15 protein-coding genes and 1 pseudogene are annotated in these 14,016 nt (G+C 68.5%); 8 read left to right on the top strand and 8 right to left on the bottom strand.

All coding sequences use genetic code 11. The features are described from left to right. Positions 1-430: 430 nt before the first annotated feature. The 4 genes and pseudogenes from pyrC to ruvX all read right to left on the bottom strand — a co-directional run bounded on the left by pyrC (position 431) and on the right by ruvX (position 3,548). Positions 431-1,732, bottom strand: a complete 1,302-nt coding sequence (gene pyrC / locus EV278_RS05610) for a dihydroorotase (protein WP_132087757.1) — start codon at positions 1,730-1,732, stop codon at positions 431-433. 157 nt (positions 1,733-1,889) lie between these two features. Further along, the gene (locus tag EV278_RS05615; RefSeq protein WP_132087760.1) at positions 1,890-2,891 is read right to left on the bottom strand and encodes an aspartate carbamoyltransferase catalytic subunit; all 1,002 of its coding nucleotides are present in this window, start codon (positions 2,889-2,891) and stop codon (positions 1,890-1,892) included. 9 nt (positions 2,892-2,900) lie between these two features. Next, positions 2,901-3,047 (bottom strand): annotated as a pseudogene (locus EV278_RS24310) (hypothetical protein); the annotation flags it as partial. 6 nt (positions 3,048-3,053) lie between these two features. Beyond that, the gene (ruvX, locus tag EV278_RS05620; protein WP_132087763.1) at positions 3,054-3,548 is read right to left on the bottom strand and encodes a Holliday junction resolvase RuvX; all 495 of its coding nucleotides are present in this window, start codon (positions 3,546-3,548) and stop codon (positions 3,054-3,056) included. Positions 3,549-3,629: 81 nt separating this feature from the next. On the opposite strand from ruvX, the gene gatC reads away from it, so the two are divergent. Next, positions 3,630-3,917, top strand: coding sequence for an Asp-tRNA(Asn)/Glu-tRNA(Gln) amidotransferase subunit GatC (gene gatC, locus EV278_RS05625; RefSeq protein WP_132087765.1), 288 nt, complete (start codon positions 3,630-3,632; stop codon positions 3,915-3,917). A 2-nt stretch (positions 3,918-3,919) separates the two neighbouring features. Further along, entirely contained in the window at positions 3,920-5,392 is a 1,473-nt protein-coding gene (gene gatA, locus EV278_RS05630; protein ID WP_132087768.1) for an Asp-tRNA(Asn)/Glu-tRNA(Gln) amidotransferase subunit GatA, read from the top strand. A gap of 78 nt (positions 5,393-5,470) precedes the next feature. Here gatA and EV278_RS05635 read toward each other — a convergent pair whose 3' ends face one another. Next, positions 5,471-6,073 (bottom strand): hypothetical protein, encoded by a 603-nt coding sequence (locus tag EV278_RS05635; protein ID WP_132087771.1) that lies wholly within the window; start codon positions 6,071-6,073, stop codon positions 5,471-5,473. Positions 6,074-6,281: 208 nt separating this feature from the next. Here EV278_RS05635 and EV278_RS05640 point away from each other — a divergent pair, with 208 nt between their 5' ends. After that, a complete protein-coding gene (locus tag EV278_RS05640; protein ID WP_132087774.1) occupies positions 6,282-6,680 on the top strand; it encodes a DUF559 domain-containing protein in 399 nt (132 codons plus the stop codon). A 7-nt stretch (positions 6,681-6,687) separates the two neighbouring features. Further along, the gene (gene gatB, locus EV278_RS05645) at positions 6,688-8,187 is read left to right on the top strand and encodes an Asp-tRNA(Asn)/Glu-tRNA(Gln) amidotransferase subunit GatB (RefSeq protein ID WP_132087777.1); all 1,500 of its coding nucleotides are present in this window, start codon (positions 6,688-6,690) and stop codon (positions 8,185-8,187) included. Positions 8,188-8,276: 89 nt separating this feature from the next. Here the strand turns inward: gatB and EV278_RS05650 are convergent, their stop codons facing one another. Together EV278_RS05650 and EV278_RS05655 are read right to left on the bottom strand one after the other, a co-directional pair. Beyond that, entirely contained in the window at positions 8,277-8,642 is a 366-nt protein-coding gene (locus EV278_RS05650; RefSeq protein WP_132087780.1) for a proteophosphoglycan 5, read from the bottom strand. A 180-nt stretch (positions 8,643-8,822) separates the two neighbouring features. Further along, on the bottom strand, positions 8,823-9,353 hold the full coding sequence (locus tag EV278_RS05655; protein ID WP_132087783.1) for an RcnB family protein: 531 nt from the start codon (positions 9,351-9,353) through the stop codon (positions 8,823-8,825). 239 nt (positions 9,354-9,592) lie between these two features. On the opposite strand from EV278_RS05655, the gene EV278_RS05660 reads away from it, so the two are divergent. After that, the gene (locus EV278_RS05660) at positions 9,593-10,318 is read left to right on the top strand and encodes a glutathione S-transferase N-terminal domain-containing protein (RefSeq protein ID WP_132087786.1); all 726 of its coding nucleotides are present in this window, start codon (positions 9,593-9,595) and stop codon (positions 10,316-10,318) included. 194 nt (positions 10,319-10,512) lie between these two features. Further along, the gene (locus tag EV278_RS05665) at positions 10,513-10,791 is read left to right on the top strand and encodes a sel1 repeat family protein (protein ID WP_132087789.1); all 279 of its coding nucleotides are present in this window, start codon (positions 10,513-10,515) and stop codon (positions 10,789-10,791) included. 43 nt (positions 10,792-10,834) lie between these two features. On the opposite strand, the gene EV278_RS05670 is transcribed toward EV278_RS05665, so the two are convergent. Then, a complete protein-coding gene (locus tag EV278_RS05670) occupies positions 10,835-11,587 on the bottom strand; it encodes a polysaccharide biosynthesis/export family protein (RefSeq protein WP_165916531.1) in 753 nt (250 codons plus the stop codon). 85 nt (positions 11,588-11,672) lie between these two features. Between EV278_RS05670 and EV278_RS05675 the strand changes: the two genes are divergently transcribed. Beyond that, positions 11,673-13,172 carry a GumC family protein gene (locus EV278_RS05675; RefSeq protein WP_132087792.1) on the top strand — a complete coding sequence of 500 codons (1,500 nt, stop codon included), beginning with the start codon at positions 11,673-11,675 and terminating at the stop codon, positions 13,170-13,172. A 90-nt stretch (positions 13,173-13,262) separates the two neighbouring features. Further along, positions 13,263-13,964: a sugar kinase gene (locus tag EV278_RS05680; protein ID WP_132087795.1), complete on the top strand. Its 702-nt coding sequence runs from the start codon at positions 13,263-13,265 to the stop codon at positions 13,962-13,964. Positions 13,965-14,016: the final 52 nt, after the last annotated feature.

Consider the following 14,016-nt stretch of genomic DNA (forward strand, 5'->3'; position numbering starts at 1 on the left):
TCGCCCATCGGGATCTTCATGCTGGGAAGGTTCCGCCCGTCGTGGGGTTCGCTCCGGTCCTCGTTGGCTCACTCCCGCCTCTGATCATCATGCGGTGCACAGATCCTTGGGGAGATACCGGGTGGGGTGAAGGGCGGAAAAGGCCCGCGCGCCCCGGCCTTGCGGATAACGGTCGCGCGGAGCGCTCGGCTTCGTCGAAACGGTACAAACGCTACAAACACTCCGGACGATGTCCGGGCGCTCCGCGACCCTTTCCATAACCTCAGCGGTAGTCCGCGTGAGAACAAGAAGCCGTGCCAGTGAACACTTGCCCCCACCTGGCGGCTTCGCCGCCTGTCCGCCCCCAGAGGGGGCGGAGCGCTCGCACCTGAAGGCTCTTCCCCCTCTGGGGGAAGACGACCGCGCAGCGGTCCGTAGGGGGCAAGTGGCGCTACCCCTCCGCCCGGTGAACCACCCGGCCGTCGACGATCGTCATCAGCACCTGGCCCTGCAGCCGCCGTCCGTCGAACGGCGAGTTCTTCGACTTCGACAGCAGCTTGCCGGCGTCGACGATCAGCGGGGCGTCCAGGTCGCACAGCACCAGGTCGGCCGGGGCGCCGGGGGCGATGCGGCCCGACTGCAGGCCGATCAGGGCGGCGGGCGCCAGGGTGACGGCGCGGATCAGGTCGACCAGCGGCAGGCGCTCGTCGTGATAGAGGCTCAGCAGGGCCGGCAGCAGGGTCTCAAGCCCCACCGCGCCGGGGGCGGCTTCGTCGAACGGCAGGCGCTTGTCCTCGGCCGGGGCCGGGGCGTGGGCGCTGACGACGATGTCGATCAGGCCCGAGGCCAGGGCCTCGATCAGCGCCTGGCGGTCGTCTTCGCCGCGCAGGGGCGGGGTGACCTTGGCGAAGCTGCGATAGTCGCCGATGTCCAGCTCGTTGAACGACAGGTGGTTGATCGAGACGCTGGCGTGGATCCGCAGGCCCTTGGCCTTGGCGCGGGCCAGGGTCTCCAGGGCCTGGGCGCTGGTGACCTGGTCGACCAGCAGGCGGCCGCCGGTGGCCTCCAGCAGGGCGACGTCGCGCTCCAGCATGATCCGCTCGGCCATCGGCGAGATCGACGGCAGGCCCATGCGGCCGGCGAACTCGCCGCCGGTGGCCGCGCCGCCCTTGGCCAGCCAGGGATCCATCGGCCGGTGGGCCAGCAGGGCGTCGAAGCCGCGGGCATAGGTCAGGATGCGCTGCATCACCTTGCTGTCGACGATCGGCCGGTCGGCGTCGGTGACATAGACGCAGCCGGCCTCGCGCATCAGGCCGATCTCGGCCATCTGCTCGCCCTTCAGCCCCTTGGTCGCCGCGCCGGCGCAGAGGATGCGGGCGGCGTCGATGTCGCGCGATCGGCGCAGGATGAAGTCCACGACGCTGGGATCGTCGACGGCCGGATCGGTGTCGGGCTGGACGACGAAGCTGGTCACGCCGCCGACCGCCGCGGCCTTGGCGGCGCTGGCCAGGGTCTCCTTGGTCTCGGCCCCGGGCTCGCCGGTCTTGACCCGCAGGTCGATCAGGCCGGGCGCCAGCATGGCGCCGCCGCAGTCGATGACGCGGACGTCCTTGGACAGCTTGCCGAACTCGCGGCCCTTGGCGACGTCGGCGATCACGCCCTCGGAGACGATCACGCCGCCGGGACCGTCATAGCCGCTCTCGGGATCGACCAGCCGGGCGTTGATCAGGGCCAGGGGAGGGGATGAGCTCATTGAAAAACTCCGCTCATCCCGGCGAACGCCGGGACCCAGATGGAAGGGCTTTGAGGTGGGTTCCAAGACCGCCGAGTCTCTCCAATCATCCCCTCAGCCTTGGGATCTGGGTCCCGGCGTTCGCCGGGATGAGCGGTGGAAAATGAGAGAGCCAAGCTCACTTTCCATGCTCCTCGAGCCGGTGGGCCAGCGAGGCCAGCACGGCCATGCGGGCGGCCACGCCCATCTCGACCTGATCCTGGATCAGGCTGATCTCGGGATCGTCGGCGACGTCGGAGTCGATCTCGACGCCCCGGTTCATCGGCCCCGGGTGCATGACCTTGGCCTTGGGCGCGGCCTTGGCCAGCTTGTCGCGGTCCAGGCCGTAGAAGCGGAAATATTCGCGGGTCGAGGGCACGAAGGCCCCCTGCATGCGCTCCAGCTGCAGGCGCAGCATCATCACCACGTCGGCGCCGGCGAGGCCCGCCTTCATGTCGTGATGGACGGTGACGCCCCAGCGTTCGGCCTGGGCCGGCATCAGGGTGGGCGGTCCGACCAGCCGGACGCTGGCGCCCAAGGTGTGCAGCAGGGCGACGTTCGAGCGGGCCACGCGGCTGTGCAGCACGTCGCCGCAGATCGCCACGGTCAGGCCCGAGACCCGGCCGAAGGCCCGGCGGATCGACAGGGCGTCCAGCACGGCCTGGGTGGGGTGCTCGTGCTGGCCGTCGCCGGCGTTGATCACGCTGCCGCTGACCTTCTGGCTGAGCAGGCTGGCCGCGCCGGACGAGGCGTGGCGCACCACCAGCAGGTCAGGGCGCATGGCGTTCAGGGTCACGGCGGTGTCGATCAGGGTTTCGCCCTTGGTGATCGACGAGGTGCGCGGGCTCATATTGACCACGTCGGCGCCCAGACGCTTGCCGGCGATCTCGAAGCTGGACTGGGTGCGGGTGCTGTTCTCGAAGAACAGGTTCATCAGCGTCCGTCCCTTGAGGATGTCGAGGGACTTGGTCGTCTGGCGATTGAGGGCGACGAAGGCGTCGGCCAGGTCCAGCAGCTCGGTGGCCTGCAGGGCGTTCAGGTCGCCGGCCGAGAGGAAATGGCGCCGGGGGAACGAGAAGACGCGCTTGCGGATCGTCTCGATCGGGTCGGCGGGCTCATGGGGCGGGGGCTTGGCCGTCATGAGTGCGCGTCATACGGGGCTTTGGGCGGGGAGGGAAGGATTCGTCGGCCGACGTGCGTCCTTCGAGGCCCGCTGCGCGGGCGCCTCAGGATGAGGCGCTTTTTTGCTGACGTCCTCATCCTGAGGTGCGAGGCGAAGCCGAGCCTCGAAGGACGCACGGCCTCAGAACCCCTTGCCCGCCGCCTCGTTGATCCCCCGGATCCGCTCCAGCGCCCCCTGCAGGATCCAGCCGGCGGCCATCTTGTCGACGACCTCGCCGCGGCGCTTGCGGTTGACGTCGTGCTCGTCGACCAGCACCCGGGTCACGGCCGCCGTCGACAGGCGCTCGTCCCAGAAGGTGATCGGCAGGTCGGGGTTCAGGCGCAGCAGATTGCGGCCCAGGGCCCGGTTGGACTGGCAGCGCACGCCCTCGCTGCCGTCCATGTTCATGGGCAGGCCGATGACGATGCCGACGGCCTTGCGGCTGTCCATCAGCTGGAACAGCGTCCTGGCGTCGTCGCTGAACTTGCCCTTCTTGATCAGGGCCAGGGGGCTGGCGACGGTCAGGGTGACGTCGGAAACGGCGACGCCGATGGTCTTCTCGCCCGGGTCCAGGCCGACGATCGGCTTGTAGTCGGGGAGGGCGGCGGCGAATTCGGCGATGTCGAGGACGGGCATATGTCCTCATATCACGGGGAACAGCTTGTCAAAGCGGCCTTCGCCCGGCTAACCCACACGCTCGAATTTCAGGAGGCCCCCATGGCCATTGACGCCGCCACCGTGCGGAAGGTCGCGCGGCTCGCCCGCATCGCCGAACCCGAAGAGCGCATCGAGGCCCTGGCCCAGGAGCTCAACGGCATCATGACGTGGATCGAGCAGCTGGCCGAGGTCGACACCGACGGCGTCGAGCCGCTGACCAGCGTCGTGCACGCCGGCCTGCCGCTGCGCGACGACGTCGTGACCATGGGCGGCGACGCCGAGCTGGTCACTTCCAACGCCCCCAAGTCGGCGAACGGCTTCTTCGTGGTCCCCAAGGTGGTCGAATAGCCATGACGTCCCTGACCTCCCTGACCCTGAAGGGCGCCTTGGACGGGCTGGACGCCGGCGCGTTCACCTCGGTGGAGCTGACCAAGGCCCACATCGAGGCCGTCGAGGCCGCGCGCGGCCTGAACGCCTTCCTGGTCGAGACGCCCGAGCAGGCCCTGTCGATGGCCGCCGCCTCCGACGCCCGGCGTGCGCTGGGCGCGGCCCGACCGCTGGACGGCGTTCCGCTGGGCATCAAGGACCTGTTCTGCACGCAGGGCGTGCCGACCACGGCCGCCTCGAAGATCCTCAAGCCGTTCGTCCCGCATTACGAGTCCACCGTCACCAGCCGGCTGTGGCGCGACGGGGCGGTGATGCTGGGCAAGCTGAACCTGGACGAGTTCGCCATGGGCTCGTCGAACGAGACCAGCGCCTACGGCCCGGTGGTCAATCCCTGGCGCAAGGCGGGCTCCAACCAGGCCCTGACCCCGGGCGGCAGCTCGGGCGGCAGCGCCGCCGCCGTGGCCGCTGACCTGTGCCTGGGCGCCACCGCCACCGACACCGGCGGTTCGATCCGCCAGCCGGCGTCGTTCACCGGCACGGTCGGGATCAAGCCGACCTACGGCCGCTGCTCGCGCTGGGGCACGGTGGCCTTCGCCAGCTCGCTGGACCAGGCCGGCCCGATCGCCAAGACGGTCGAGGACGCCGCCATCCTGCTGACCTCGATGTCGGGCCACGATCCCAAGGACTCCACCAGCCTGGACGTGCCGGTCCCGGATTTCGCCGCCTTCGTCGGCAGGTCGGTCAGGGGCCTGCGGATCGGCGTGCCCGAGGAATATCGCGTCGACGGCATGCCGGCCGAAATTCAGAAACTGTGGGACGATGGCGTCGCCTGGCTGAAGGACGCCGGCTGCGAGATCGTCGAGATCAGCCTGCCGCACACCAAATACGCCCTGCCGGCCTACTACATCGTGGCCCCGGCCGAGGCCTCGTCGAACCTGGCCCGCTACGACGGCATGCGCTACGGCCTGAGGGCCGAGGGTTCGAACCTGACCGAAGTCTATGAGAACACCCGCGCCCAGGGCTTCGGCGACGAGGTCAAGCGCCGCATCCTGATCGGCACCTACGTGCTGTCGGCCGGTTATTACGACGCCTACTACCTGAAGGCCCTGAAGGTGCGCCGCCGCATCGCCGAGGACTTCGACAACGCCTGGGAGAAGGTCGACGCCATCCTGACCCCGACCGCGCCGTCGGCGGCGTTCGGCCTGGGCGAGAACAGCAACGACCCGATCGCCATGTACCTGAACGACGTGTTCACGGTGACGACCAACCTGGCGGGCCTGCCGGGCCTCAGCCTGCCCGCCGGCCTGGACGCCAGCGGCCTGCCGCTGGGCCTGCAGATCATCGGCAAGCCGCTGGATGAAGGCACGGTGTTCTCGGTGGCCGGGGCGATCGAGAAGGCCGCGGGCTTCAAGGCCAGGGCCGACAAGTGGTGGTGATCCGCCGCCTTTAGATGGACGAAAGGAAGGGCGGCCCCGTGAGGAGCCGCCCTTTTTACGCTACGCCACGGACAAGGGTTACATCGGGGTGTCCGGCGTGGCCGGAACCGGGGCTGGAGCGGGCGTCGGGGCCGGAACGGCGGCGGGCGCCGAAGCGGCCGGCGCTGCGATCACCGGCGCCGGAGCGGGCGCGGCGGCCGGAGCCGGGACGGTGGCGCTGACGTTCTCCGAGGCCGAGCCGGCGTCGGGAGCGGTCTCCGGCGCCGCGCGGCGGGCCGGGGCGGCGCGACGGGCGGGCTGGGTCACGCGCGGCGGCGGAGCCGTTTCGGCCCGGGCCACCTGGGTCGGCTGCGGGGTCGGCGCGGGCGTCGCGGCGGCCGGAGCCGGCCTCGGCATCGCGGCCGGCGGCGGGGTGATCGGCAGCGGCCGGGCCTCGGCCACCTTGGCGGGCGGCGCCTCGCCGACCGTCGGCGTCTGGGCCGGCTGGCTCATCAGGCCCCAGGCCAGGCCGCCGGCCGCGATCGCCAGCACCGGCAGGCCGATCAGCAGCGGCAGGTTGGATGAAGACTTGCGAGTGGGCGTGCGAGCATAGACCGGCGCGCTGGGAAACAGAGCCGAGGAATCGGCGCTGGTCGTGGGCGCGACATAAGGTTCGCTGGCGTCGAGGTTCAGAACAGCCATGATGTCCTCCTGAGCGATATCTGCGTTCGCGGAGTCAACGGTGCGCGTCTGTAGCGGTTCCGGTTGGCCTGGAATGACCTTGGTATGGCCCAGAAGCGGTCATTTTTCGGATTGTCCGAAAGCTTCATTTCAGCGCCGGCTAGCGATCTTGTCCCTCCCCCTTGCGGGGAGAGTGGCCCGCGTAGCGGGTCGGGTGGGGGATCACGCCATGAGCGTTCGCCGCGCCAGGGCCTTGAGGAAGGCGATGAGCGGACAGGAAGTTCGCCTGTGGGTGCGGTTGCGGGCGCTACGGGAGCGGGGCTTTCACTTTCGGCGGCAGGCGCCGCTGCTGGGGTATTATCCAGACTTCATCTGCTTGAGCCGAAGGCTCGTCGTGGAGGTGGATGGGCCGCATCACGAGGAGCTCGAACAACGGGATCATGATGTCCATCGCGACCAAGTTTTGCGGCGTTCGGGCTTCCAAACCTTGCGCTTCTCGACCCGCGCGGTGCATGAGGATGTCGATGCGGTCATGAGCGTGATTTGCCAGGCCTTGAGCGCAGCGAGCCCCACCCGACCCCTTCGGGGCCACCCTCCCCACAAGGGGGAGGGAAGGGACCTAGGTTGATTGAGACATGACCGAAACCGCCTCTTCCAAAGTGATCCAAGGCCGTACCGGCCCCTGGGAACTCGTCCTCGGCCTGGAGGTCCACGCCCAGGTCGCCAGCGTGTCCAAGCTGTTCTCCGGCGCCGCCGTCGGCTTCGGCGCGGGGCCGAACCAGCAGGTCAGCCTGGTGGACGCGGCCATGCCCGGCATGCTGCCCGTGCTGAACCGCTTCTGCGTCGAGCAGGCGGTGAAGACCGGCCTGGGCCTGAAGGCGCAGATCAATCTGAAGAGCCGCTTCGACCGCAAGAACTACTTCTATCCCGACCTGCCGCAGGGCTATCAGATCAGCCAGTTCGACCAGCCGATCGTCGGCGAGGGCGTGGTGAGCGTCGAGCGTGACGACGGCACGACCTTCGACGTGCGCATCGAGCGCCTGCACCTGGAGCAGGACGCCGGCAAGTCGCTGCACGACCAGGATCCGAACGCCACCTATGTCGACCTGAACCGCGCGGGCACGGCGCTGATGGAGATCGTCTCCCGGCCCGACATGCGCACCTCGGAAGAGGCCGCCGCGTACGTCAAGAAGTTGCGCACCATCCTGGTCTATTTGGGCACCTGCGACGGCGACATGGAGAAGGGCAACCTGCGCGCCGACGTCAACGTCTCGGTCTGCCGCCCCGGCGACTACGAGAAGTTCCGCGAGACCGGCAGCTTCAGCCATCTGGGCACGCGCTGCGAGATCAAGAACGTCAACTCGTATCGCTACATCCAGCAGGCCATCGAGTACGAGGCCCGCCGCCAGATCGAGATCCTGGAGGACGGCGGCAAGATCGACCAGGAGACCCGGCTGTTCGACCCGAACAAGGGCGAGACCCGGTCGATGCGGTCCAAGGAAGAGGCGCACGACTACCGCTACTTCCCCGACCCCGACCTGCTGCCGCTGGTGCTCGATCCGGCCTGGGTCAGGCAGATCCAGGAGACCCTGCCGGAACTGCCCGACGCCAAGAAGCAGCGCCTGCAGGGCCAGTACGGCCTGTCGGCCTACGACGCCGGCGTGTTGATCATCGAGGCCGACCGCGCGGACTATTTCGAAGCCGCCGCGAAAGGCCGCGACGCCAAGCTGGTGGCCAACTGGGTGACCAACGAGCTGCTGTCGAAGCTGTCGGCCGGCGGCCACGAGATCGCCAACTCGCCTCTGCCGCCGGAAGACATCGCTCAGCTGGTCGAGCTGATCGAGAACGGCACCATCAGCTCCAAGATCGCCAAGGAGGTCTTCGAGCACATGTGGGCCGGCGAGGGGCGTCCGGCGCAGATCGTCGAGAAGCGCGGCCTGGTCCAGATCAACGACACCGGCGCCATCGAGGCGGCGATCGACGCGCTGATCGCGGCCAATCCCGACAAGGCGGCGGCCGTGAAGGAAAAGCCCCAGGCCATCGGCTGGTTCGTCGGCCAGGTGATGAAGGAGACCGGCGGCAAGGCCAATCCGGCCACCGTCAACGAACTGCTGCGGAGCAAGCTGGGGCTGTAGGCCCCGTCGTTCTCCGCTTGGAGCCGGCAACAACGACAAAGGGCCCGCCGCTCGCGCGACGGGCCCTTTTCACCAACGGAGCGGCAGCCTTACGGCTTGGGCGTGTCCGTGGTCGAGCTGGCGGCCGGATCGGTTTCGGAACCGGCCGGCTTATGGTGCTTCTTGGCCTTCTTCTCGGTCTTGGTGTCGGCGGCCGGCGCCGAGGCGTCGGTCGAGGTGTCCGAAGCCGTGGCCGAGCTGGGCGTGCCGCTGGCGCTGGCGTCAGCGGCCGGATCCGGGGCGGGGGTGGCGGCCGGGTCCGTGCCGTAGGAGGGCGCGGTGGTGGACGAGGACGGCGCGCTCTGCGTCGTCTGGGCGGTCGGGTCGGTGGGCGCGGTCTGCTGAGCCAGGGCCGACCCGGCATAGCCGGCGAGGGTCAGTGCAGCGACGGCGGCCGTGAGGCGGAGCTTGGTCATGGAAGCGTCTCGTTACTGTCGCGTCGGAAAGTGACACGGCCGGCACGCTGACCTGCGAATGCGGTGGGAATAACTCGCCAATCGGGCGATCTTGCCGCATACGCGGCCAGGATGTGGCGAATGGCGACGCTTACCAAGAGTTTTGGAAAGCATCGCCAGGCGCGTCAGGACGACATTGGTCTAGTTGTTGATGATGTCGAAGATCAGTCCGGTGGCGATCGCCGCCAGGACATAGTCGTTACCGGCGCGGTACCAGTAGTAGCCGCGGGGCGGCGGACGCAGGCGATAGTATCCGTAGTCATGGATGATATAGCCGTTGCCGCGATAGTAGGGCGGCAGGTAGCCGCCGCGACGCCAGGCGTTGTAACCGGGCCGATAGCCGGGGTGGCCGTAATAATGGGGGGGCGGGGCCCCATAGCTCCAACGGTTGTTGTAGTAGTAGCCGTTGTAGCGACGGTCATCCCAGCGGTCGCCGCGATCCCAGCCGCGGTGACGGCCGTTGTCGTGGCGGCCGTCCCAGCGTCCGCCGCGATCATCCCAGCGGCCGTCATGACGGTCACCGCGATCGTCCCAGCGGCCGTCATGGCGGTCGCCTCGGTCGCCGCGATGATCCCAACGGCCGCGGTCCTGGGCGGATGCGTCGCTCGCGGCGACGGCCATCGGCCCGGCGACGGCGGCCACGGTGGCGATGGTGAGCAACAGGCGCTTCATATCCGACGTCTCCTTACTTCGGTCGGCGGCTCTCCGAACCGCCTGTTCCCTCGACCTTGAAGACAGTTTCCGCCTCGGCGGCTGAACCTGATCTGAACGGCGCCGTCAGGCTGCGGCGTGGGCGGGGTTGGCGACGGGGCTCCGCGCGGCCATGTTGGTGGTCAAACAAAACCGAGTTTAGGCAAAACCCGCCTTTGGCAGGGCTTGCCTCAGGTCAACGCGTGTCAGGGAGCGCCTGGATGAGCCGTCCGATCGAACTGTACTACTGGCCCACGCCCAACGGCTGGAAGATCTCCATCGCCCTGGAGGAGATGGGCCTGCCCTATACGATGATCCCGGTGAACATCGGGGCGGGCGAGCAGTTCAAGCCGGACTTCCTGGCCATCAGCCCCAACAACCGGATGCCGGCCATCGTCGATCCCGACGGCCCCGACGGCCAGCCGATCTCGGTGTTCGAGTCCGGGGCCATCCTGCAGTACCTGGGTCGCAAGACGAGCCGGTTCTATGGGACCAGCGAGCGCGAGCGGGTCGAGATCGACCAGTGGCTGATGTGGCAGATGGGCGGCCTGGGCCCCATGGCCGGCCAGACCCACCATTTCCGCCAGTACGCCGCCGCCATCGTCAGCGACCAGCGCCAGATCGCCTATGGCGCCGTCCGCTACACCAACGAGACGCACCGCCTCTATGGCGTGCTGAACAAGCAGCTGGACGGGCGCGACTTCATCTGCGGCCAATTGTCCATCGCCGACTTCGCCTGCTGGGGATGGGTTGTGCCGTGGAAAAACCAGGGCATCATCCTGGACGAGTTTCCGCACCTGAAGGCCTGGTTCGAGCGCATGGGCGCCCGCGACGCCGTCGAGCGGGGCTTCAAGCTGGGCGCCGAATTGCGCCGCCAGGGCCTGCAAGCGCCCGGAAAGGCCCAGGAAGAAGCCCGAAAGGTGCTGTTCGGCCAGCGCGCCCGTTAACGCGCTGTATACGCCAGTTTACATTCAGTAACACCCATGAATGCGACGTAATGTCTCTAAACGATTCATGTATTCTCGGGTAAGATTCATGATGTCGCCGCCTTTAACTATATGTTCAGCGGCGATGGACTTTTCTGTTCTCGAGCCAAGCGGAGCCGGAGGGGCAAGGCGGGCTGGGAAGGGGAATTGAAGTCATGATGATGAGCATCGAACCGCCGGCCGCCATCCACGGGATCCCGCTGCCGACCCCCGACGCTTCGGGCGACGAGCTGTTCCGCATGGGCATGCTCTATTCGACCGGCCAGGGCGGCGCGCCGCTGGACTACGTCTCGGCCCACATGCTGTTCAATCTGGCCGCCATGCGCGGTTCGGTCGAAGCCAAGATCTATCGCAAGGAAATCTCGCAGGAGATGGCCAGCGAGGACGTCGCCGAAGCCCAGCGCCAGGCGCGCGAATGGCTGGCCCACGGCTGAACCCGCGGTTCAGCCGTCGACCCCCGGCGCGGGGGCGACGGCTTCAGTTTCCGCTGAAGCCGTTGATCGCGTAGCTGAAGCTGATCGGCAGCAGGTCGCGGAAGTACTGCTGCATGAACAGGCCCGCTTCGGACACCCCGCTGCGCGGCACATAGACCACGTCGAACCGGCGCAGCGGCACCAGGTCCGCCCGGCCGTTGGTCATCCCCGCCAGCAGGTTCGCCGTGCGCAGCATGGCCCGGCCGTTGGGGCCGCGACGAATGATCACAACCGACGTGCGCTTGGCCGAGGTCTTGAACCCGCCGGCCTGGATGATGGCCCGCAGCGCGTCGCTGTCGCCGGCCATGTCGAAGGCGCCCGGATTGCCGACCTCGCCCCCGACGAACACCTTCAGCGGCGCCGTCGACTTGATCGACACCTGCACCTGCGGCCGCAGCAGCTGGCTGGAATAGGCCTGGGTGATCGCCGCTTCCAGCTCGCCGATGGTCCGGTCGGCCGCCATGACCGGCGGGATCAGCGGCAAAGCGACGCGGCCGTCCGGCTGGACGACCACGGACTTGTTCAGCTCGGCCGCCGAGGGCACGGTGACCTCAAGCTCGTCGCCGGGATAGAACCGGTAGTCGGGCTCCTGATCCGACCAGTCGGCATAGCCGATATCGGAAAAAGTGGCCGTCGGACGGGCCGTGGGCGTGATCGGCTCGCGGTCCACGTGGCCGCAGCCGGCCAGGCCGAGCGAGAGCCCGGTGGCCGCGAAGGGCAGGGCGAAAGCCGCCGAAAGGATGGTGCGCCTGTGCATGCGACAAGTCTTAACAGGAATGGGTAACGACTCCTTAAGCGCGCTCCGACCAGGGTGAGGCTGAGATTGAACCCATCGGATTCGCATGTCGACGACGAGCGCCTGGAGCCGTGTGCCGCATGACCCGCCGTCGCGCAGCGACTGGGCGGCCCGCGCCCGCTATGCGCCGACCGATTTCGTCACCCTGCTGTGGCGCGAACGCTGGCTGATGCTGCTGGTCTTCGTGGTGATCTTCGTGCTGGGAGCGGGCTTCGCCTTCACCCAGAAGAAGACCTACACCGCCAGTTCCAGCCTGTTCGTCCGCCTGGGCCAGGAATATGTCTACGAGCCTCGGGCCGGCGACGCCGCCCGCGGCGCGGTGCCCGACGTCGACCAGGTGATCCAGTCGGAATCCGAGATCCTGGGCAGCGGCGAGCTGCGCGAGCGGGTGATCCGCAAGGTCGGCTTCGGCCGGATCTTCCCCAGCAGCGCCGCCAAGTACGCCGTGGCCTCGCCCGAGGCGAAGCGCAAGCTGATGGCCGAGGGCCGCGACAGCCTGGCCCGCAACCTGAAGATCGAGACCGCCCCGGACAATTCGATCATCCGCCTGTCCTATTCCAACCAGGATCCGGAGGTCGCCGAGAAGGTGCTCAACACCCTGCTTGAGGAATATCTGATCTATCGGCGCAACCTGCTGATCGGCGCCGACGACAACGGGCTGGAGCGCCAGCGCGAGCTGTTCACCGAAAAGCTGGCCCAGACCGACGCGGCCTACCAGGCCTTCCTGTCGGGCAACGACATCGGCGACTTCACCGCCCAGAAGACCGCCCTGACCCAGCTGCAGGCCCAGGCCGAGTCGCAGAAATACGCCACCGAGGCCCAGCTCCAGGACCGCAGGGGCCGGCTGGCCGCCGTCGAGGCCGAGCTGGCCAGGACCCCGACCGACATGGTCCTGTACCGCGACAGCGACATGTCGGCGTCCAGCAAGCTGGCCCAGCTGAAGCTGGACCGCGAGGGCCTGCTGTCCCGCTATCGTGCCGACGCCCAGCCGGTGCGCGACATCGACGCGCAGATCGCCCAGCTGCAGCAGGGCGTGTCGTCGGGCCGCACCAACGGCGAGGGCGCGCGCCGCAGCGGCCCCAACCCGATCTGGCAGACCCTGCAGTCCACCCGCAACGACTTGTCCGCCGAGGTGGCCGCGCTCCAGCAGTCGCTGAACGCCTACACCCAGCAGGTGCAGGACGTGAACCAGCGCCTGCTGCGTCTGGCCGAGCTGGAGCCCACCTTCAACCAGCTGTCGCGCGACCGCGACGTGCTGTCGTCGAACGTCAAGGACTTCACGGTCAAGGAACAGCAGGACCAGGCCCAGCGGCAGATGTCGGCCGAGGGCAGCGACAACATCCGCATCGTCCAGCGCGCCGTGGCCCCGTCGACGGGCAAGAGCCTGCGGAAGCCGATCCTGGTGCTGGCCTTCCTGTTCGCCGCCTTCACCGCCGCCTGCGCGGGCCTGGTGCGCATGCTGCTGCGCCCCGGCCTGCAGACCCCGGCGTCCGCCTCGCGCACCCTGGGCCTGCCGGTGCTGGCCACAGCCAACTACAAGCGCTGAGGCCTGCAACCCTGAGCGCTTTCGTCGCCTTTCGCGCGAGCGCGTTTGGCCTTTAAGGTAAACGGACTTCAACGCGCGGCGATTCGGCGAATGGTGGATTTGAACGTCGAGATGGCGGAGCTGTGGGGGTCCTTGGGCGCCCCCGCGCCCGGCCGCGCGCACGTCATCCAGTTCGTCGCCGCCCGGCGCGGGGAGGGGACGTCGACCGCCGCCCGCGAATTCGCCCGCTTCGCCGCCAAACGGGCGGGCCGCAAGACCTGGCTGATCGACCTGGACCTGGTCACCTCGCCGCAATACCAGGCCATCGCCGCCGACCCCGAACGCTATGGCCAGCTGGGCGGCGGCACGCCCGCCTCGCCCGATGGCTCGGCCTTCTTCACCGTCCAGCCGCCGGCCCCAAAGCCGGACGGCGGCGTCTGGCCCGACGCCAAGTACCTGACGGCCCACAGTGTGGGGGGACCGCGCTTCTGGGTGACGCGCTTCAACCGCGAGGCCCTGCGCGGCCGCCAGAAGGTGCACATCCTGCCCGGCGTCGAATACTGGGCGGCGCTGCGCCGCCACGCCGAGATCATCGTCGTCGACTGCCCCTCGGCCGACCGTTCCCAGGCCGCCCTGACCCTGGCCCAGCACATGGACCAGACGGTGCTGGTGGTCAGCGCCCAGCAGCCCGACGTGCGGCCGCCGGGCCTGCTGCGGGACGCCCTGGCCTCGGCCGGCGGTCGCACGGCGGGCGTGTTCTTCAACCAGGCCTCGGTCCAGCCGCCGAAGTTCCTGAAGGCCATCCTGCCGTGAGGACTCTGTCGTGAGGAGTTTCTCGTGAGGACCGGGCCGTGAGCGTGGTGCA

The sequence above is a fragment of the Caulobacter sp. BK020 genome, assembly GCF_004342605.1.
GTDB lineage: Bacteria > Pseudomonadota > Alphaproteobacteria > Caulobacterales > Caulobacteraceae > Caulobacter.

What these genes read in the sequence shown, in the direction of transcription:
- EV278_RS05680 (WP_132087795.1), top strand. Translation starts at nt 13,263, where the DNA reads ATGGTGGATTTGAACGTCGAGATGGCGGAGCTGTGGGGGTCCTTGGGC.
- EV278_RS05635 (WP_132087771.1), bottom strand. Translation starts at nt 6,073, where the DNA reads ATGGCTGTTCTGAACCTCGACGCCAGCGAACCTTATGTCGCGCCCACG.
- pyrC (WP_132087757.1), bottom strand. Translation starts at nt 1,732, where the DNA reads ATGAGCTCATCCCCTCCCCTGGCCCTGATCAACGCCCGGCTGGTCGAT.
- EV278_RS05615 (WP_132087760.1), bottom strand. Translation starts at nt 2,891, where the DNA reads ATGACGGCCAAGCCCCCGCCCCATGAGCCCGCCGACCCGATCGAGACG.
- gatB (WP_132087777.1), top strand. Translation starts at nt 6,688, where the DNA reads ATGACCGAAACCGCCTCTTCCAAAGTGATCCAAGGCCGTACCGGCCCC.
- EV278_RS05640 (WP_132087774.1), top strand. Translation starts at nt 6,282, where the DNA reads ATGAGCGTTCGCCGCGCCAGGGCCTTGAGGAAGGCGATGAGCGGACAG.
- ruvX (WP_132087763.1), bottom strand. Translation starts at nt 3,548, where the DNA reads ATGCCCGTCCTCGACATCGCCGAATTCGCCGCCGCCCTCCCCGACTAC.
- EV278_RS05665 (WP_132087789.1), top strand. Translation starts at nt 10,513, where the DNA reads ATGATGATGAGCATCGAACCGCCGGCCGCCATCCACGGGATCCCGCTG.
- gatC (WP_132087765.1), top strand. Translation starts at nt 3,630, where the DNA reads ATGGCCATTGACGCCGCCACCGTGCGGAAGGTCGCGCGGCTCGCCCGC.
- gatA (WP_132087768.1), top strand. Translation starts at nt 3,920, where the DNA reads ATGACGTCCCTGACCTCCCTGACCCTGAAGGGCGCCTTGGACGGGCTG.
- EV278_RS05675 (WP_132087792.1), top strand. Translation starts at nt 11,673, where the DNA reads ATGTCGACGACGAGCGCCTGGAGCCGTGTGCCGCATGACCCGCCGTCG.
- EV278_RS05660 (WP_132087786.1), top strand. Translation starts at nt 9,593, where the DNA reads ATGAGCCGTCCGATCGAACTGTACTACTGGCCCACGCCCAACGGCTGG.
- EV278_RS05655 (WP_132087783.1), bottom strand. Translation starts at nt 9,353, where the DNA reads ATGAAGCGCCTGTTGCTCACCATCGCCACCGTGGCCGCCGTCGCCGGG.
- EV278_RS05670 (WP_165916531.1), bottom strand. Translation starts at nt 11,587, where the DNA reads ATGCACAGGCGCACCATCCTTTCGGCGGCTTTCGCCCTGCCCTTCGCG.
- EV278_RS05650 (WP_132087780.1), bottom strand. Translation starts at nt 8,642, where the DNA reads ATGACCAAGCTCCGCCTCACGGCCGCCGTCGCTGCACTGACCCTCGCC.